The following is a 17,329-nucleotide window of genomic DNA, read 5'->3' as shown; positions in this document are numbered from 1 at the left end:
CACCCACAATTCCGGAAGCCTTCTATAAGCGACTTTACGCAGCCGCTACCAGTCGTTCGAGAAACGTCGCCAGGGCGACCTCTTCCAGACGCAGCCCCTTGCGTTGGCGAGGTTTGGGCAACTTCGCCAGCTCGCCCATGACGAAATGCTCCAGCACCTTGGGGTGGATGTAGCATTTGCGACACACCGTCGGGGTATTACCCAGTTGCTTGGCCACCGCCTTGACCATGTCGACGATGTGCTTCTTCGCATCGGGTTCGGGCTGCCAGTGCAGCTCACGCAACATGGCCAGGGCCAAGGCACTGCCTGCCCACGTGCGGTAGTCCTTGGCGGTGAAATGAGCGCCAGTGAGCTGGTGCAGGTAAGCGTTCACGTCGTGGGAGCTGACGCTGTGCCGTTGGCCATCCTCGTCAAGGTACTGGAACAGATTCTGCCCCGGCAGCTCCATGCAGCGCTTGACGATGCTGGCCAGGCGCCGGTCCTTTACCGTTACCGAATGTTCGACGCCACTTTTGCCCCTGAATTGAAAGGCAATGGTATGGCCTTTGACCTCGACATGCTTGTTGCGCATCGTCGTCAGTCCGTAGGACTTGTTGTCTCGGGCGTACTGGGTGTTGCCGACGCGAATCAGCGTGTTGTCGAGCAACGACACCACCGCCGCCATGACCTTGTTACGATCCAGCCCCGGTGCGGCCAGGTGTGCCTCCAGTTGCCGGCGCACCTTGGGCAGCATCTTGCCGAACTCGATCATGCGCGAATACTTGTCTTCATCGCGCACTTCGCGCCAGCGCGGATGGTAACGGTATTGCTTGCGCCCGCGAGCATCGCGTCCGGTCGCCTGCAGGTGACCTTGGGGGTCGGCACATATCCACACATCGGTGTAGGCCGGCGGGATGACCAGCGCGTTGATGCGCTTGATTTCGGCCTCGTCGCGAATGCGTTCGCCATCAGGCGTGAAATAGGCGAAATGGCCACGCACCGTCTTGCGGCGCAGGCCCGGCAGGGTGTCGTCAACGTAATGCAGATCGGCAGGAAGTTCGATTTCGAGAAGGTCGGACATTTGTGCGCAAAACCATGGCCTGTGTCTGCAATGGACCGCGGCCACGCGCGGAAGTCCCGTCGGCGATGTGCGAAGAATGTTCGCTGGAAGAAAGCGTAGGAGATTTCCCCGAAAGCTTGGGAATTGTCCGGCTTTCGTGTCAGCACGTCCCGGTAATACTGGCGCCGCTGCACAAGGGTGGCACTGGGAGCGTGGCCATCCTACGACGCTAGGGAAAATTTCACTCAAGGGTTTCGGAACCTTCCCATAGCCAAATCGGAATAAGCCGACCGACGTCGTGCGCGATTTACGGAACACTCCTACAGCAGGTGGCCTCGTCCTGCGCTTGACCACTGTCCCCTGATCCAGAACCAGAAGAGGCGCTGCAGAACGCTGCAAAGGAAGCACGCGCCGGGCACGCAAGCGCCGTCCGGCGCCCTCGCAATCAGGAGAAAGACATGCGTACAGCACTGATAATCGACGATCACCCGTTCATCCGGTCAAGCGTCAAACTGTTGCTCAAGCAGGAAAGGTTCAGCGTGGTTGCAGAGGCAAAGGACGGTGTCGATGGAGTCTTGATGGCCAAGACACACCATCCCGATCTGATTGTCCTCGACATCTCCCTGCCCGGACTGGACGGCATGGACGTCATCGCCCGGATCAAGGAGCTGGGAGCCAGCAGCCGAATCGTCATTCTCACCTCCCAACCTGCCGAGCATTTTTCCCTGCGCTGCATGAAGCTGGGCGCCATGGGCTACGTATCCAAGTGCGATGACCTCAACGAACTGCGCAAGGCGGTAACGGCCATCGGTACCGGATTCACCTACTTCCCGGTGGTTGCCTTCAGCTCGGTGCGCAACAGCGATGCGCTGGTCAGTGAGGCAGACAGCATCGCGCGCCTGACCAACCGCGAGCTGACCATCCTCCAGCACCTGGCCCGTGGCCTGAGCAACAAGGCCATCGGCGAGCTGATGCTGCTCAGCAACAAGACCGTGAGCACGTACAAGTTTCGCCTGATGGACAAGCTGCAGATGGGCTCACTGGTCGAGCTGGCCGAGCTCGCCAAACGTAACTTTCTGGTTTGACGGGTGAGTTGATGAGCCTGATGGCGAGGACCGGTCGTGGCGTTCGCTGCATGCTTGTGTGGCTGGCCGGTACGGCACTGGTCCATGCCGAGATGCTGCCGTTGCACGGCCGGTCACAGCCCGAAATTGCCTGGTTCGACCGCCTGCAGGTCCAGTTGGCCGACCGCGATCGGCAGTGGCTGCGGGCGCGACGTACTTTGCGGGTGGGCGTCAGCCGTCCCGATTACGCGCCGTTCGACCTGTCCGCCAACGGCGCCAGCTATGAAGGGGTGAGCGCCGACTATCTGGCCTTGCTGGCACGGCTGCTCGAGTTGCAGGTGGAAGTGCAGGCCTATCCTTCCCGTGAACTGGCGATGGCCGCGCTCAAGGCGGGCGAGGTCCAGGTGCTGGGCACCGCCAGTCGTCGTGAAGCACTGCGTCACGGCCTGCTGCTCTCGAGCCCCTACATCGAGGACCGGCCGGTGCTGGCCACGCGCCGGGAGTCCGCGCTGAACGCCGATCCTGCCTTGCCGGTGCGCGTCGCCCTGGTACGAGACCATGTTTCGCCCAGTGAGGTGCGCGAACGTTTCCCGACGGCCCAACTGCAATTTCACCCAACCCCCCTGAACGCCATGGCGGCAGTGGCGTACCAGCAGGCAGACCTGTTCGTCGGCGGGGCCCTCGCGGTGTTCCATCAGGCCGATGGCAGCCAGTTGCCCGCCTTGCGCCTGCAATCGGCGGTTGGCATCGAGGGGCACGCCTTCGGCTTTGCCGTCGGCCCGCACGATGCGCGCCTGCTGCGGGTATTGGACAAGGCCTTGGCGGTGATACCGGATGAGGCACGGGCCAGCATTCTGCGACGCTGGAGCGTCGAGCGTCCGGACGTGGCGGAGCCTGCGGCATTGCCCTTGAGTGCAGTGCAGCGCCAGTGGCTGGCCGGACGTCGAGAACTGCGTGTGCTGATGGACCCGCGTTTCGTGCCCGTCAGCTACCGCGACGATCAAGGCCGCTTCGCCGGCGTGGCTGCCGACGTGCTGCAACAGATTGCCCGGCGCACCGGGCTGGCCATCGAAGTGATCGAGGGCACTTCCCTGACGCGCATGAGCGAAATGATCGAGCGCGGTGAGGCCGACCTGATCGCCGCGATGATCCCAAGCCCCGAGCGGCAGACCCGCCTGGCGTTCAGCCGAGGGTTCCTGAGCAGCTCACCGGTGCTGGTCACCCGTGAAGGCCAGCGAGGTCCGACCTCCCTGGAGCAGGCCAGCGGCAAGCGAATAGTGCTGGTGGAGGGCAGTCGTGTGCATGAATGGCTTCAGGAACACTACCCCTCGATCACCCGACTGGACGCGGTCAGTACGGCCGAGGCACTGGCCATGCTCGACCGCGGCCAGGCCGACGCCGCAGTGCTGCCCTTGATCGCCGCGCGCTACATGATCGCGCGACAATACCGCGAGCGGCTGCGCATCAGCGTGGCGGTGCCGCTGGCCCCGGTCCATTTCGCCTTCGCCGTATCACCGCAGGCTCAGGTGCTGCAATCGATCCTCGACAGTGCCCTGCAGGACATTCCTCCGCCGCACATGAGCGAGCTGACACGCCACTGGCGCACTGAAATGATCGTCACCGACGGCCTTTGGCAGCGCTACCGCTGGGCGATCATGCAGGGATTTGCCGCAGCTTTGCTCCTGCTGTTGCTGGCGTTGGGCTGGGTCAGCTACCTCAAGCGCCTGATCCGCCAGCGCGTGGATGCCGAGCGTGCGTTGACCACGCAACTGGAGGTCATGCGGGTGATGATCGACGGCACGCCCCATCCGATCTACATCCGCGATCGCCAGGCGCGTCTGATCAACTGCAACACCGGCTACCTGCAGGCTCTGGGCGTCACCCGCGAGGCCATACTGAACAAGCCGCTGGCCGGCTATGGGTTGCTTCAGGAGGCCCATGCACAGGTTGCGCAGGACATATACATGCAGGTCATGGAACGCGGCGAACCGGTGGTCGAGGACCGCACGCTGACGCTGCAATCAGGTGAGGTGCTGATCATCCACCACTGGATGTTGCCTTACCGCGGTGTCGACGGCCGCATACAGGGCCTGATCGCCGGGTGGGTCGATATCACCGAACGTCAGCGCCTGTGCGAAGCCTATCGCGAAGCCCAGGCCCAGGCCGAAGCAGCCAACCAGGCCAAGACCACTTTTCTGGCAACCATGAGCCACGAGATCCGGACGCCGATGAACGCCGTGCTGGGCATGCTCGAACTGGCCCTGAAGAAAGCCGAGCAGGGCATGCTCGACAAGCCGGCCCTGGAAGTCGCCTCGCAATCGGCCAACGGTCTGCTCGCGCTGATCGGCGACATTCTCGACGTCACCCGCATCGAAGCCGGGCGGCTGGAACTGCTGGCCGCGCCCTGCCAGTTGGGACAACTGGCAGGAGACACCGTCGGCCTGTTCCAGGCCCAGGCCCGTGAGAAACACTTGCGGCTCAAGCTCGACATGCTGGGCGCACCCGATACCTGGCTCAGCGTCGATCCGGTGCGCTTCAAGCAGATCATCGCCAACCTGCTCAGCAATGCGATCAAGTTCACCCGCGAGGGACAGGTCACGGTGAGCCTCGGCGTCTGGCCGCAGACCCACGGCGCGCGGGTCGAATTGAGCGTGGAAGACAGCGGTCAAGGCATCGCTCAGGCCGATCTGGCTCGCTTGGGCGCTCCTTATCGGCAGGCTGCCGGCGGCCGTGGCAGCCGTGTCGGCGCCGGGCTGGGCCTGAGCATCTGCCGTAGCCTGGCGGCGCTGATGAAAGGCCGATTGGAACTGCACAGCGTGCTCGGCTGTGGCACTCGGGTCCAGGTACAGTTCGACGCGGTACCCCGCGCCATCGCCCCGCAGCAGATCGCCCGCGAGACGTCGCGCAGCAACTTGCCGGCGCTGCAGGTGCTGGTGGTCGATGATTACCCGGCCAACCGATTGCTGCTGGAGCGTCAGCTGACTTTTCTCGGTCATCGCGTAACGGTCGCCGAACACGGCGCCGCCGGCCTGCGCGCTTGGTTGCGGGGTGCCTACGACGTGGTGATCAGCGATTGCAACATGCCGGGTATCAATGGCTATCAGCTGGTCAAGGCCGTGCGCGAGCACGAGCGCCGGAAGAAACTTGAGCCGTGTCTGTTCCTCGGCTGCACGGCGAACGCGCAGATACGCGAGCGCCTGCGCTGTCTCCAGCAAGGCATGGACGACTGCCTGTTCAAGCCATTGAGTCTGGAAAGTCTGGCACTGCATCTGGATCCACATCGCGCACGCCGCAGGGTCGAGACAGAAGATGATGAGGTGGACCTCGGCAGCCTCGATCAACTGACCGGCGGCGATGCAAGTTCCCTGCGGCGCCTGCTCGATGATCTGGCCGAGAGCAACTTGCAGGACCTCAAGCGCCTGCATTCGTTGGCGCAACCCTACGCCATCGGCGAGGTGGCGGAACTGGTGCACCGAATCAAGGGCGGCGCCCGCATCGTCCGCGCTCGACGGCTGCTGGCGGCCTGCGAAGCACTGGAACAGGCCTGCACGGCTCACCCTTCGGCCGAACGGATGCGTCGCGGGGTCGAGGATCTGGCGGCTGCCATGGTCAGCCTGGACGACTATCTGAAACGGCACGAAAGATCCGGCAAGGCGTAGGAATTTTCCAGTGCGTATTGGGAATTTGCCTGCATCCCGCGGCTGGCACGGAGTTGAACATAGGCATGAAGAAACAGGGGCATGAGGTAACAGGGGAAGTGATCGTGTCAGATATCAAGCCAACGGTGTTACTGGTCGAAAGTCATGGGTTTCAGCGTGCGATCGCCGTGCGGATGCTCAATCAGCTGGGTTGCAGTTGCGTGTATCAGGCGCAGACCAGCGAGCAGGCGGTGCAGTTGCTGCGCGAGCACCAGCCCATCGACGTGCTGGTGTGCAACGTCGATGTACTGGGGGTAGGTGCCTTGCGCATTATCCAGGAGGCGGTCACCCGCAAGCGCGTGCGCGCGGTGCTGATAGGTGGCGGACTCGATCCGGAGGTGCGCACCGGGCTGTACCAGTGGGTGTCGATGCTGGGTGTTGAGTACTTGGTGGATGCCGGCAGCCCGTTGGACTTTGATCGGTTGCAACGTTTCTTCGCGGCGTTGAACACGCCACGCGAGGCGGTCCTGGCAACACCGTCGACGGTGCGCATCAGCCGTGCCGAGGTGCAGGCGGGGATCGCCAGCGGCCAGTTCGACATCTGCTTTCTGCCGCGTTGCACGGTTGCCGACGGGCGTATTCGCAGTGTCGATGCGCAGTTGAGCTGGCGGCACCCGCGGCACGGCCCGCTGGCCATGCCGCAGTTCTGCCCGGCGGTGGAGCGGGCAGGGCTGGGCAATGCGCTGCTGTTGTACATGGCCGAGCAGGCGGTAGAGGTTCAGCATCAGCTTGCCGATGCCGGTCTGCAGGTGGGGTTGAGTCTGGGCATGCGACTCGAGCAGTTGGGTCATCCACCGCTGATGAACGAGTTGCTCGGCATACTGCGCGGACATTTGACGGGCAAGCATCGCGTGGCACTGGAGCTCAGCCATGTCGGGCTGGCGCGGCCCAAGGCCGAATACCTGGAAACTCTGCTGCGAGTTCGGCTCATGGGTTGCGACCTGGGCATGCAGGGCTTCGGCTTCGGTGGGGCGTCGCTGCAGCGCCTGTGTCAGTGGCCGATCAATCAGTTGCGTCTGGCTGCACCGTTTCTGCTCGAAGCGCCGCATCAGTCGCGCCATTTGGCTGTGGTCCAGCACATGTCGGTCGCCGCGCGTACCTTGGGCATCGAACTGACGGTGACCGGCGTGCAGAGCGCGGTGCACCATCTGCTGCTATACGACCTTGGCTGCCTGCGCGGCCAGGGCGACTATTTCGCCGCACCTCTGACCGCCGCCACACTGCAGCAGCGCCTCCAGCAACCCAGGACGCTGCAACCCATACGCCGCGAGTAGCCCCGCCCGAACGCATCACGCGCCTCGCCGGCCCTGTAGCAGCGGCGCGAGCCGCGTCCGGGTTAGTGGCGTTCTTTCAGGCGTACCGCATCCACCGCCGACGCGGCTTGCGCCGCTGCTACAGGGGATCGCGGTCTCTGTAGCAGCGGTGCTGCGGAGTGTCAGATCCGCCGCGTGCGGCAATCACGCGGTTTGATGCGATCCTCAGGCCAACACGGCAACGGCCTTTATCTGCGCCCAGGCCTGCAAACCTGCCACAACGCCCAACTGGTCCGCCGAAAAGCGGGTGATCCGCGCCAGTATCAAGGTCTCACCCGCGCGCAGGCTGAGTTGCACATGCGCTGGATTATGTGCCGCCGACACCTGCTCGACGGTGACGGCAAAGCGATTGAGAATGCTGCTGGCGTCGTCCTGGCTCAGGCTGAGGCTGACGTCCCGGGCCTGGATCTTGATCCGCACAGTCTCGCCAGCGGTCCTGAGTTCGTGAGCGACACGCAGGGGTTCGACAGCGCCGGGCAATTGCAGTGAGAGCAGTTGGTAAGTGGGATCGTAGCCCTGCACCCTGGCCTGGACCACCACCCCGGCATCGGCTTCCTGCGCCATGGGCAAGTCGAGGCGCGCCAGGGTCGGGCCCAGTGGCCCGCTGGCCAGCACCCGGCCCTGTTCCAGCACCACCAGGTGGTCGGCCAGACGCGCGACTTCGTCCTGCGCGTGGCTGACGTACACCACCGGAATCTCCAGCTCGTCGTGCAGCCGTTCCAGGTAGGGCAGAATTTCACCCTTGCGTCGGCTGTCCAGCGCGGCCAAGGGCTCGTCCATCAGCAACAACCTGGGGCTGGTCAACAGCGCCCGAGCGATCCCCACACGTTGCCGCTCGCCACCGGACAGATTCGCCGGCTGACGTTCCAGCAGGTGTTCGATGCCCAGCAGACTGCACGCCTGATCGAGCGCGACCTTGCGCTGCTCAGGCTGGATTCGGCGCCAACCGTATTCCAGATTGCCGCGCACCGAGAGATGCTCGAACAAGCTGGCCTCCTGAAAGACATAGCCCAGCGCCCGCTTGTGCGGCGCCACGAAAATGCCCCGGGCGCTGTCCTGCCAGACCTCGCCGTTGAGCTCTATGTAAGCGTTCGCAGCCTGCGACAAGCCGGCCAGGCAGCGCAGGCAGGTGGTCTTGCCTGAGCCTGAATCACCGAACAGCGCGCTGACCCCGCGTCCCGGCAGTTGCAGGTCGACGTTCAGCGAGAACGCGCCATAGGTCATGTCGATACGGGCATGGATCATTTCATCGACTCCAGGCCGAGTGCGGCTGGCGACTGCGGTGCAACAGCAGCAGCACCACGAAGGAAAACACCAGCATGGCGCCGGCCAGCCAGTGGGCCCGGGCGTATTCCATGGCTTCGACATGATCGAAGATCTGCACCGAGACCACGCGGGTCTTGTCCGGGATGTTGCCGCCAATCATCAGCACCACGCCGAATTCACCCACTGTGTGGGCGAAGCCCAGGATGCTGGCGGTAACGAAACCAGGCTTGGCCTGCGGCAGCACCACGCTGAAAAAACAGTCCCAGGGACTGGCGCGCAGCGTCGCCGCGACCTCCAGCGGCCGCTCGCCGATGGCACTGAATGCGTTCTGCAATGGCTGAACCACGAACGGCATGGAGTAGATCACCGAACCGATCACCAGCCCGGTGAAGCTGAACACCACCGTGCCCAGACCGAGCGCCTGCGTGGCCTGACCAATGAAGCCATGGGGGCCGAGCGCCAACAGCAGATAGAAACCGATGACCGTCGGCGGCAACACCAGGGGCAGGGCGACCACCGCACCGACCGGACCGCGCCAGCGCGAAGACGTGCGGGCCAGCCACCAGGCGATCGGCGTGCCGACCAACAGGAGGATCACGGTGGTCAAGGCCGCCAGCTTGATCGTCAGCCAGATAGCGCCCAGGTCGCTGGCATCCAGCGGCATCAGATCTGGTAGCCGTACGATTTGATGATCGCGGCGGCAGCCGGGCCTTTGAGGTACTGCATCAGCGCCTTGGCGGCTTCACTGTCGCGGCCTTTGTTGAGGATCACCGCGTCCTGCTTGATGGGATCATGCAACTGCGCCGGTACGATCCAGGCCGACCCACTGGACACCTTGCCATCCTTGTAGATCTGCGACAGTGCCACGAAACCCAGTTCGGCATTGCCGGTGGACACGAACTGGAACGCCTGGGTGATGTTCTGCCCTTCGACCAGCTTGGCCTGAGTGGCTTGGGTCAGGCCCAACTTGTCCAGCACCTGGGTTGCCGCCAGGCCATAGGGCGCCGCCTTGGGATTGGCTATCGACAGATGTTGGTACTCGTTTTTCTTGAGCACCGCGTCGTCGGCGTCGACGTAGCCGGGCTTGGCCGACCACAGCGCCAGGGTGCCGGTGGCGTAGGTGAAACGCGAACCGGGCACGGTCTCCTGCTCGCTTTCCAGCTTCGCTGGCGTGGTGTCGTCGGCGGCGAGGAACACTTCGAACGGCGCGCCATTCTTGATCTGCGTATAGAACTGACCGGTCGACCCATAGGCCGCCACCAGCTTGTGCCCGGTGTCGGTTTCGAAAGCCTTGGCGATGGCCTGGATCGGCGCAGTGAAGTTGGCGGCGACGGCCACTTGAACTTCGTCGGCGTGGGCGACGTTGAACGCCAGAGCGGTGCCGAGGGCGAGCAGGGTGGTGGTGAACTTCATGGGGGCATGACTCTACTGGAAAAGATACCGTCGTATAGCAAAATATATAGCGCAAGGCCAGCCCGATCCGCAGGGTCCTGAACACGATGCTGGGTCGTCAGCCTCAGACGTTGTCCGGCTGCCGCTCGCGAGCGAGCAGTTCGCGCTTGCGCTCGACCCCCCAACGGTAACCCGAAAGTCCGCCATCGGTACGTACCACACGATGGCAAGGCACCGCTACGGCCAGGGCGTTGGCCGCACAGGCCCCGGCCACGGCGCGCACCGCATTGGGCGCGCCGATGCTCGCCGCGATTTCGGCGTAACTGGCCGTGGTCCCCGGCTCGATCCTGGCCAGCGCCTGCCATACCCGTTGCTGGAACGCGGTGCCGCGGATGTCCAGGGGCAAGTCCAGCCCCGTGCTCGGCGCCTCGATGAAGCCCAGCACCTTGGCCACGATCGCCTCGAAGTCCGCGTCGGCGCCGACCAGTGTGGCTTTGGGAAAGCGTCGCTGCAGATCGTCGAGCAAGGCTTGCGGCTCGTCTCCCAGCAGGATCGCGCACACGCCGCGTTCGCTGCAGGCCACCAGCACCGCGCCGAGGCTGCATTGAGCAAGCGCGAAGTGGATCGAAGCCTTGCTGCCGCCTGCGCGAAAGGCCGTGGGGCTCATGCCGAGCATGCCATTGGCCGCTTCGTAGAAACGCCCGGATGAATTGAAGCCGCTGGCGTACAGGGTTTCGGTGACGGATTTGCCTTGAAGGAGCTGTTCGCGGACTTTCTCTGCTCGCCGGGCGTTGGCATAGCTGCGCGGCGTGAGGCCGGTCGCGGCCTTGAACACCCGGTGAAAGTGCCATGGACTCAAGCCCGCCTGCGCCGCAAGCTCGCCCAGTTCGGGCACGCCGTCACTGGCCTCGATCTGGCGGCAGGCGGCGGCGATCAATTGGTTGTGAGGGGCAGAAGGGCTGGGCATGGCGCGATTCCATCGATCGTCGAGGCAGGCATGGTAGCGCCTGGTACCGGGGCTGACACTCCGTTGCTTGCGCTCAACCCGCCTTGCGCAGGGTGAAATTGATGCGCTGCGGCCCCATCACCGGATGCACGCCCTCCTTGAGCGGCAACACGCCATGGAAGCGCAGGCGATCGACCCCGCCCCAGACCATCACGTCGCCGTGCAGCAGGGGCACCCGCAGCGGGCGATTGCTGCGCTGCAGGCCGCCGAGCTGGAACATCGCCGCAAGCCCTAAGGAAACCGAAACGATCGGCGCACCGTAGTCGCGTTCGTCGCGGTCCTGATGCAGCGACATCTTGGCGCCGGGCACATAGCGGTTGAGCAGGCAGGCATCGGGGCTGAAATCATCGAAACCGGCCGCTGCCGCCGCCTCCCGCGCCAGGGTGTGCAACACGTCCGGCAGCGCTGGCCATGGTCGGCCGGTTAGAGGATCGTCGCTGACATAGCGATAGCCTCTTGCATCCGTGCTCCAGCCGAACTGACCGCAATTGCTCAAGGCTACCGACATGGTGTGCCCGCCGGGCGTTTCCATGCGCCGAAAGGGGGCTGCCCTGAGTACCTCGCGCAGGGCCGGGAGGATCTCCTCAAGCCAGGGCAGGGCAAAGCCGCGCAGGACGAAGGTCTGCTCGCCCAGGGCCTCGCGGCGAGTCGGTTGCTGTGGATCGTCGAACAACGAGGACTGCATCGCTTTCAACCTTCGTCGCGCTGCCAGATGCCCCGGCCTTGCAGGCGCTGACGATCATGGGCCGCAGTGAAATCTTGCAGCGGTCCCTTGGGCACGATGCCCGTCGGATTGATGGTCGGATGGCTGGTGTAGTAATGGCCCTTGATGTGTTCGAAGTCGACCGTTTGGGCAATGCCGGGCCATTGGTACAGCTCGCGCAACCAGTTGGACAGGTTCGGGTAGTCGACGATGCGCCGCAGGTTGCACTTGAAATGCCCGTGGTACACCGCGTCGAAGCGGATCAGGCTGGTGAACAGCCGCCAATCGGCCTCGGTCAGGTACTCGCCGGTCAGGTAGCGTTGGGTGTCGAGGGTCGCTTCGAGACGGTCGAGCTCGGCGAAGACGTCATCGAAGGCGCTGGCATAGGCCTGCTGCGAGGTGGCAAAGCCGGCACGGTAGACCCCATTGTTGACGTTGGGGTACACCGCTTCGTTGATGCGGTCGATGGCCGATTGCAGGGGCGCCGGATAGAGGTCTGCGCGGTTGCCGGTGATGGCATCGAACGCACTGTTGAACATGCGAATGATCTCGGCCGACTCGTTGCTGACGATGCGATTGTGTTGCTTGTCCCACAGTACCGGCACCGTCACCCGGCCGGTGTACTGCGGATCGTCGCGGGTGTAGCGTTCATGCAGATACTGCAGCGGCCCCAGGTGATCACCGCTCGAGCCGGTGTCGCTGTCGAAGGTCCAGCCATGCTCGCCCATGTGCCAGCTCACAACCGATACGTCGATCAGTGTCTCCAAGGCCTTGAGCTTGCGCACGATCAAGGTTCGATGGGCCCACGGGCACGCCAGTGAGACGTATAGGTGGTAGCGGCCCGCTTCGGCCTTGAAGCCGCCTTCACCATCAGGCCCCGGGGCGCCGTCGGCCGTGACCCAATGGCGGCGCTGCGAGGTTTCACGCTCGAAGGCGCCGTCCTTGCTGCTTTCGTACCACTGGTCATGCCAGCGCCCTTCGATCAGCAACCCCATGTTCGTCTCCCCAATGCGTGTCCCCGAACTGTATCACGGTGCCCCGTAGCAGCGGCGCAAGCCGCCTCATGCGTCACGCATGCATCGCCGACGCGGCTTGGCAACCTTTGTAGCAGCGGCGCAAGCCGCGTCGGCGGCACACGCGGTCGATCTGGCATCATGCCGATTGGCTACGACGATTTCGCACACCCGTCCAGATCCCGCGCCGCCCACAGGGCGCGGGCTTCTTCGAACGCCTCTTCGCGGGAACTGCCCAATCCGCGCAGGGCCAGGGCCATGGTCGAGATCAATGCCAGCTCGCCATAACTGTCCTGACGCTCGCCCTGCCAGAACTCGACCAGATGATGGCTTTCCAGGCTGGGCGGCTTGACGTGGCGCTGGGCGGCGAGGGCGGGCCATTCCTCGTCCCAGGGCAGGTGGTCGCGGGTGCCATAGAGATGGCTGGCGCTGTCCGGGTTGATCTCGATCTCGCCACCGTCGCCCTTGACCACGATCGCGGTGTCACCGAGCAAACCGCTGGCATCGCGGTGCACCGCCTGGTAGCCGGGGTGGAAGATGCTCTGCAGGCCACACCGCGCACTCAACGGATTGAGAATCCGCGCCAGCGAATGAATGGGCGAACGCAGGCCCAGGCTGTTGCGCAGGTCGATCATGCGCTGCAAGGGCGCGGCCCAGTCCACCAGTGGCGCGAACGCCAGGCCCTGTTGGTCCAGCGCCTGGCCTACCGCATCCCAGCCCCGGCACAAGGGAATGTTCAAGGTGCCGAGCAACTGCTCGCTGTACAGTCGTGCGGCCGTGTGGGCGCCGCCGCCGTGCATGAAAATGCGCCGCCCGCTGCCGCCCAGGCACTTGGCGGCGAGCAGGTACCAAGGCAGATGGCGCTTCTTGCCGGCGTAGGTTGGCCAGTCCAGATCGACGGCCAGCGCAGGCGCCTGCAAGCGCTCGCGCAGGGCAAGGGTGAACCCGGCCAGCTCCTCGGCACTTTCTTCCTTGTGCCGCAGCAGCATCAGGAAGGCGCCCAGTTGCGCGTCCTCCACCCGGCCGTCGAGCAGCATGCCCATGGCTTCGCGGGCTTCTTCGCCGGTGAGATTGCGCGCGCCGCGCTTGCCTTTACCCAGCGCCCGCACGAACTGGGCGAACGGATGCTCTTCGGGGGTTTCCAGGGTCAGTGCAGGGTAGTCGGTCATATGCAATTTGTCGGTTTGGGCAGGCCCGCCAGTTTCGCAGCGAGTTTGGCAGGAGTGCCGTTGAACAGGCGATTGAGGTGCAGGCTGTTGCCTTTTTCAGCGCCCAGTTGCTGCGCGACGTACTTGATCAGCGGTCGGGTAGCGGGCGAAAGCTGGTACTGCGCGTAGAAGCTACGCAACAGTTCGATGATCTGCCAGTGCTCGGGGGTCAGCTCAAGGCCTTCGGCACTGGCGAGGGCGGACGCAACCTCCGGGTTCCAGTCGTCGAGCGACTCCAGGTAACCGTCCTGATCCAGCGCAATGTTCCGATTGGCGACGGTAAGCGTATTCATAGCCAGCTGTTGACCTTGTCATAGGCCAGGGTCAATTCGACGAACCCGGGGTAATCGAGCAGTTCTACGGCGGGGTTGCCTGGCAGCGCTCGTGCTCGTGCGTCTTCAGCCAGGGCGAACACCGCGACCCCGGCACTGGATAGCGACGCCCAGGGCTCGCTGCCTGGTGCGAGGGCGTAGACCGCATCGCCACTGAGCAGGATGGCGTCGTCGTGGCCCATCAAACGCAGGCAGCTGGACAGGCGTTGGTCGCTGAACGGCGAATGCGACAGTACATGAAGGGTACTCATTACAAGGTCACCACCAGGTCGAAGCGCGGCAGCAGCTCGCGCAGTTGCTCATCCGTTTGCGTCTGCGCGGCGACGGCCAGCGCTGCATGTGACAGGCCGCGGCGGGCCAGGCTGGCGGCGCAGACGAACAGCTCATCGACTCCGAACAACGGCAACGCCTGCAGGTTGGCGGCCAGGTTCTTCTGTTGCACGGCGTCGGGTGCCTGGGCGTCCGCCAGTTGATAGACACCGTCGTCGAGAAACAGCATCGAAACCGGCAGGTCGTAGGCGCCTCCGGCCAGGGCGATGTCCAGAGCCTCGCGAGCGGCAGGGCCAGCCCATGGCGCCTGGCGGCTGATGATCAACATGGATTTGGCCATTTCAATGACCTCCGAAGCTGACGAGCCGGTCTGCTTGCTGGGCGGCTTCGTGCAACTGCCCCAGCCCTGACAGCTGCCAGGGTTCGGTCAGGTTGGCGGCCGGGCGTTGGTAGCGGCGGGCTTCTTCTTCATTCAGGATGCCGCGGCGCAAGGCGGCGGCGATGCAGACCACCGCATCGACCTGGTGCTCGATGATGAAGGCGCGCCATTGCGCGGCCGTGTCCGATTCGTCTTGCGCGGTGACGACATTGCTGGACGCCGTATGTACGCCGTCCTGATAGAAAAACACCCGCAGCAGTTGGTGACCTTGAGCCAAGACCGCCTGGGCGAACAGTAATGCCCGCCGCGAGGCCGGCGAATGAGCGGGCGAATAGACAGCGATGGCAAACTTCATGGGCGGCTCTGATGAGGAACTGTGGCCATGATAAAGGCTGCCTTTGCAAAAAGCCTAGCGAGAAGCGCTGCGCGGAGAATCCGCAGGTACACGCAGCCCCCGGACGCGGCTCGCGCCGCTGCTACAGGGGTACGCGGTCGCTGTAGAAGCGGCGCAAGCCGCGTCGGCGGTGTATGCGGTGTGCCTGGAAGAGCACGGTGAGGCCGGAGCCGGGGTACGCGGTCGCTGTAGCAGCGGCGCAAGCCGCGTCGGCGGTGTATGCGGTGTGCCTGGATGAATGCGGTGAGGCCGGGACAGAGGTACGCGGTCGCTGTAGCAGCGTCGCAAGCCGCGTCGGCGGTGTGACAGCGTGCCGCAGTGTCGCCGCGCAGCGCTCTGGCCCGCAGGATGGCGGGCGTTTGCTGTCGAAGTCGTCATACCTCTTCATGTCGGCACGGTTTACAGCGTCCGCGAAGCTGCCTAAAATTCGTCCAAAGTGTTGGGATGTATTCGGTTCACAGCACGCTACCTATAAAAAAGCCCGTCTAAGACGGGCTTTTTGCGTTTCTGACGCGCACTCATCGCCATCCGCCACCCACCGAGGCCTTTTTTCCATGCTCCGCCTGTTGCTGCTGTTGCTGTCCTATTGCTACAAACGCGTCACCACCAGCCTTGCGTCCATGCGTGATCAGCGCATCGACAACGGCTACTCCACGTTCGAAGAAGTCGAAGAGAGCGGCCGCTGGTCCTGGCTGACGTTGCTGACCATTGCCGTTTTGAGCTTCTATATCCTTGGCAGCCTCGGCTTCTACGCCAAGGTGCACATCTGGGACGCGCTGTCCGAAGATCAAAAGAGCATGGTCATCGAGTCGATGGCCGCCAACCAGCAGATGCTCTGACTTGCGATCAGCGCTGCACCAACGGCTGCAGCGGATAGACGCGATTGCGGCCCGAGGTCTTGGCCCGGTACAGCGCCTGGTCCGCGGCTTCGACCAGATTCTGGGCGCCCGCGTCCGGGTCATTGTTGCGCCACACGTGCACGCCTGCACTGATGGTCACGATGCCCAGATCGCTTCCAGCATGGGCAATGGCCAGTGCGCGCACGGCCAACAGCACTTTTTCAGCGACCTGCCAGGCCCCGGTTTCATCGCTCTCGGGCAGCAGTACCAGAATCTCCTCACCGCCGTAGCGCACCACCAAGTCGCCTGACCGCCCCACACAGCTCAGCACTGCCTGACCCACCGCCTTGATGCATTCGTCACCGGCGGGATGGCCATACAGGTCGTTGAAGCGCTTGAAGTGATCCACATCCACCATCGCGATGGTGTAGGTGGGCCCCACCCGCTGCAGGCATTCGTTGAATGCGCGGCGGCCGGGCAGCCCGGTGAGTTCATCGCGGAAGGCCATGTGGAAGGCCTCCTGCAGCATCGCCGAAACAATCAATAGCAGCGCCATGCAGCTGACCGCCGGCAGCAGCGCGGGCGAGACGAACACCCGCGGCAGCATCCACCACAGGCAGAGCAGGGCGGTCAGCAGGGCGGTGTGCAGCGGCCGCGGCTGGTGCCAGGCCTGTACCGCCAGCGCGAGCGTTGCCACCATGAACAACAGCGCCGGCAACTGCGCCAGCGCGTTCCAGCCACTCGGCATCCACGCCAGGTGTCGATCCGACAGCAGTGCCTGCATGCCGTCCGGGCCCTGGGCGGCCAACAGCAGGAAAACCCCCAGCGCCGTGCCGCTGACCACGCCGCGCAGCAGCAGGTCCTGGCGCTGCCGCCCGCGCTCGGGCCACAGCCCATGCACCAGGAACAGCAGCGGCAACCACCACGACACGGCATGAAAAATCAGCGGCGTGTGGTCCGAGATCACGCCCTCACGCAGGAACGTACCGACCACCCCGTGCAGCAGCGCGAAGGCCAGTGCGACCGCCAGCATCAGACAGACCGCCCGCACGCGGGCGTAGATCAACGCCAGCCCGATGCCCAGGCAGGCCAGCACCAGCGGCAGCAGGCGGTGCACAGGATTGCCGACCTCGGCCGCCGGCGTGGCGCCCCACAGGCCCACGGCCACCAGCACGGCAGGCAGCACGAACAGATAGTGGCTGGGCTGGCGTAGCAGGTGCGTCCGCAAGAAGGGGTCCACGTCGTGGGCCGGCGCGCCGTGGCTGCAGCGTGCAAACCGGACAACACAGGCAGGGAGTCTCCCCCGATAGCGGCCCGCGCGTATTCAACTTGAGCGCTGTCACCGCAGCGATGCCCTGCCATGACGTGACACTCACCCCGGCTGGCCGATCCTGATCGCGATGAATACCGCCG

General features: G+C 64.3%; 17 protein-coding genes. 4 read left to right on the top strand and 13 right to left on the bottom strand.

The window, feature by feature from the left end:
• Positions 1–34: 34 nt before the first annotated feature.
• On the bottom strand, positions 35–1,060 hold the full coding sequence (locus tag B2V21_RS20980) for a DNA topoisomerase IB (RefSeq protein ID WP_049860193.1): 1,026 nt from the start codon (positions 1,058–1,060) through the stop codon (positions 35–37).
• A gap of 437 nt (positions 1,061–1,497) precedes the next feature.
• Here B2V21_RS20980 and B2V21_RS20975 point away from each other — a divergent pair, with 437 nt between their 5' ends.
• The 3 genes from B2V21_RS20975 to B2V21_RS20965 all read left to right on the top strand — a co-directional run bounded on the left by B2V21_RS20975 (position 1,498) and on the right by B2V21_RS20965 (position 7,075).
• On the top strand, positions 1,498–2,124 hold the full coding sequence (locus B2V21_RS20975) for a response regulator transcription factor (RefSeq protein WP_049860194.1): 627 nt from the start codon (positions 1,498–1,500) through the stop codon (positions 2,122–2,124).
• A 50-nt stretch (positions 2,125–2,174) separates the two neighbouring features.
• Complete coding sequence (locus B2V21_RS20970) at positions 2,175–5,762, top strand: transporter substrate-binding domain-containing protein (RefSeq protein WP_286917926.1); 3,588 nt, start codon at positions 2,175–2,177, stop codon at positions 5,760–5,762.
• A 104-nt stretch (positions 5,763–5,866) separates the two neighbouring features.
• On the top strand, positions 5,867–7,075 hold the full coding sequence (locus B2V21_RS20965) for an EAL domain-containing response regulator (RefSeq protein WP_161804292.1): 1,209 nt from the start codon (positions 5,867–5,869) through the stop codon (positions 7,073–7,075).
• A gap of 204 nt (positions 7,076–7,279) precedes the next feature.
• Here the strand turns inward: B2V21_RS20965 and modC are convergent, their stop codons facing one another.
• The 11 genes from modC to tusD all read right to left on the bottom strand — a co-directional run bounded on the left by modC (position 7,280) and on the right by tusD (position 15,038).
• Complete coding sequence (modC, locus tag B2V21_RS20960) at positions 7,280–8,359, bottom strand: molybdenum ABC transporter ATP-binding protein (RefSeq protein ID WP_286917925.1); 1,080 nt, start codon at positions 8,357–8,359, stop codon at positions 7,280–7,282.
• A gap of 1 nt (position 8,360) precedes the next feature.
• The gene (gene modB / locus B2V21_RS20955) at positions 8,361–9,044 is read right to left on the bottom strand and encodes a molybdate ABC transporter permease subunit (RefSeq protein WP_286917924.1); all 684 of its coding nucleotides are present in this window, start codon (positions 9,042–9,044) and stop codon (positions 8,361–8,363) included.
• Positions 9,044–9,793, bottom strand: coding sequence for a molybdate ABC transporter substrate-binding protein (gene modA, locus B2V21_RS20950; protein WP_286917923.1), 750 nt, complete (start codon positions 9,791–9,793; stop codon positions 9,044–9,046). The genes modB and modA overlap by 1 nt, the downstream gene beginning before the upstream one ends.
• A 103-nt stretch (positions 9,794–9,896) precedes the next feature.
• Positions 9,897–10,739 carry a bifunctional DNA-binding transcriptional regulator/O6-methylguanine-DNA methyltransferase Ada gene (ada, locus tag B2V21_RS20945; RefSeq protein ID WP_286917922.1) on the bottom strand — a complete coding sequence of 281 codons (843 nt, stop codon included), beginning with the start codon at positions 10,737–10,739 and terminating at the stop codon, positions 9,897–9,899.
• Between the two features lie 73 nt (positions 10,740–10,812).
• Positions 10,813–11,463, bottom strand: a complete 651-nt coding sequence (alkB, locus tag B2V21_RS20940; protein WP_286917921.1) for a DNA oxidative demethylase AlkB — start codon at positions 11,461–11,463, stop codon at positions 10,813–10,815.
• Positions 11,464–11,468: 5 nt separating this feature from the next.
• A complete protein-coding gene (locus B2V21_RS20935) occupies positions 11,469–12,476 on the bottom strand; it encodes a glutathione S-transferase family protein (RefSeq protein ID WP_286917920.1) in 1,008 nt (335 codons plus the stop codon).
• A gap of 170 nt (positions 12,477–12,646) precedes the next feature.
• Positions 12,647–13,663, bottom strand: a complete 1,017-nt coding sequence (locus B2V21_RS20930) for a glycosyl transferase family protein (protein ID WP_286917919.1) — start codon at positions 13,661–13,663, stop codon at positions 12,647–12,649.
• Positions 13,660–13,995 (bottom strand): TusE/DsrC/DsvC family sulfur relay protein, encoded by a 336-nt coding sequence (locus tag B2V21_RS20925; protein WP_056842580.1) that lies wholly within the window; start codon positions 13,993–13,995, stop codon positions 13,660–13,662. Before B2V21_RS20925 ends, B2V21_RS20930 begins: the two co-directional genes overlap by 4 nt.
• Positions 13,992–14,285 carry a sulfurtransferase complex subunit TusB gene (gene tusB, locus B2V21_RS20920; protein WP_286917918.1) on the bottom strand — a complete coding sequence of 98 codons (294 nt, stop codon included), beginning with the start codon at positions 14,283–14,285 and terminating at the stop codon, positions 13,992–13,994. Before tusB ends, B2V21_RS20925 begins: the two co-directional genes overlap by 4 nt.
• Positions 14,285–14,644, bottom strand: coding sequence for a sulfurtransferase complex subunit TusC (gene tusC / locus B2V21_RS20915; protein ID WP_282349891.1), 360 nt, complete (start codon positions 14,642–14,644; stop codon positions 14,285–14,287). Before tusC ends, tusB begins: the two co-directional genes overlap by 1 nt.
• A 1-nt stretch (position 14,645) precedes the next feature.
• Positions 14,646–15,038: a sulfurtransferase complex subunit TusD gene (gene tusD, locus B2V21_RS20910; protein WP_282349890.1), complete on the bottom strand. Its 393-nt coding sequence runs from the start codon at positions 15,036–15,038 to the stop codon at positions 14,646–14,648.
• A 593-nt stretch (positions 15,039–15,631) separates the two neighbouring features.
• On the opposite strand from tusD, the gene B2V21_RS20905 reads away from it, so the two are divergent.
• Positions 15,632–15,916, top strand: coding sequence for a hypothetical protein (locus B2V21_RS20905; protein WP_049859760.1), 285 nt, complete (start codon positions 15,632–15,634; stop codon positions 15,914–15,916).
• A gap of 7 nt (positions 15,917–15,923) precedes the next feature.
• Here B2V21_RS20905 and B2V21_RS20900 read toward each other — a convergent pair whose 3' ends face one another.
• Entirely contained in the window at positions 15,924–17,144 is a 1,221-nt protein-coding gene (locus B2V21_RS20900) for a GGDEF domain-containing protein (RefSeq protein ID WP_286917917.1), read from the bottom strand.
• Positions 17,145–17,329 lie beyond the last annotated feature (185 nt).

The organism is Pseudomonas sp. UBA6276 (assembly GCF_002438365.1).
Lineage (GTDB): Bacteria > Pseudomonadota > Gammaproteobacteria > Pseudomonadales > Pseudomonadaceae > Aquipseudomonas > Aquipseudomonas coleopterorum.
The sequence above is the reverse complement of the archived record's forward strand: the minus strand, read 5'-3'. Positions and strand labels throughout refer to the sequence as shown.

What these genes read in the sequence shown, in the direction of transcription:
- B2V21_RS20980 (WP_049860193.1), bottom strand. Translation starts at nt 1,060, where the DNA reads ATGTCCGACCTTCTCGAAATCGAACTTCCTGCCGATCTGCATTACGTT.
- B2V21_RS20975 (WP_049860194.1), top strand. Translation starts at nt 1,498, where the DNA reads ATGCGTACAGCACTGATAATCGACGATCACCCGTTCATCCGGTCAAGC.
- B2V21_RS20970 (WP_286917926.1), top strand. Translation starts at nt 2,175, where the DNA reads ATGCTTGTGTGGCTGGCCGGTACGGCACTGGTCCATGCCGAGATGCTG.
- modC (WP_286917925.1), bottom strand. Translation starts at nt 8,359, where the DNA reads ATGATCCATGCCCGTATCGACATGACCTATGGCGCGTTCTCGCTGAAC.
- modB (WP_286917924.1), bottom strand. Translation starts at nt 9,044, where the DNA reads ATGCCGCTGGATGCCAGCGACCTGGGCGCTATCTGGCTGACGATCAAG.
- modA (WP_286917923.1), bottom strand. Translation starts at nt 9,793, where the DNA reads ATGAAGTTCACCACCACCCTGCTCGCCCTCGGCACCGCTCTGGCGTTC.
- ada (WP_286917922.1), bottom strand. Translation starts at nt 10,739, where the DNA reads ATGCCCAGCCCTTCTGCCCCTCACAACCAATTGATCGCCGCCGCCTGC.
- alkB (WP_286917921.1), bottom strand. Translation starts at nt 11,463, where the DNA reads ATGCAGTCCTCGTTGTTCGACGATCCACAGCAACCGACTCGCCGCGAG.
- B2V21_RS20935 (WP_286917920.1), bottom strand. Translation starts at nt 12,476, where the DNA reads ATGGGGTTGCTGATCGAAGGGCGCTGGCATGACCAGTGGTACGAAAGC.
- B2V21_RS20930 (WP_286917919.1), bottom strand. Translation starts at nt 13,663, where the DNA reads ATGACCGACTACCCTGCACTGACCCTGGAAACCCCCGAAGAGCATCCG.
- B2V21_RS20925 (WP_056842580.1), bottom strand. Translation starts at nt 13,995, where the DNA reads ATGAATACGCTTACCGTCGCCAATCGGAACATTGCGCTGGATCAGGAC.
- tusB (WP_286917918.1), bottom strand. Translation starts at nt 14,285, where the DNA reads ATGAGTACCCTTCATGTACTGTCGCATTCGCCGTTCAGCGACCAACGC.
- tusC (WP_282349891.1), bottom strand. Translation starts at nt 14,644, where the DNA reads ATGGCCAAATCCATGTTGATCATCAGCCGCCAGGCGCCATGGGCTGGC.
- tusD (WP_282349890.1), bottom strand. Translation starts at nt 15,038, where the DNA reads ATGAAGTTTGCCATCGCTGTCTATTCGCCCGCTCATTCGCCGGCCTCG.
- B2V21_RS20905 (WP_049859760.1), top strand. Translation starts at nt 15,632, where the DNA reads ATGCTCCGCCTGTTGCTGCTGTTGCTGTCCTATTGCTACAAACGCGTC.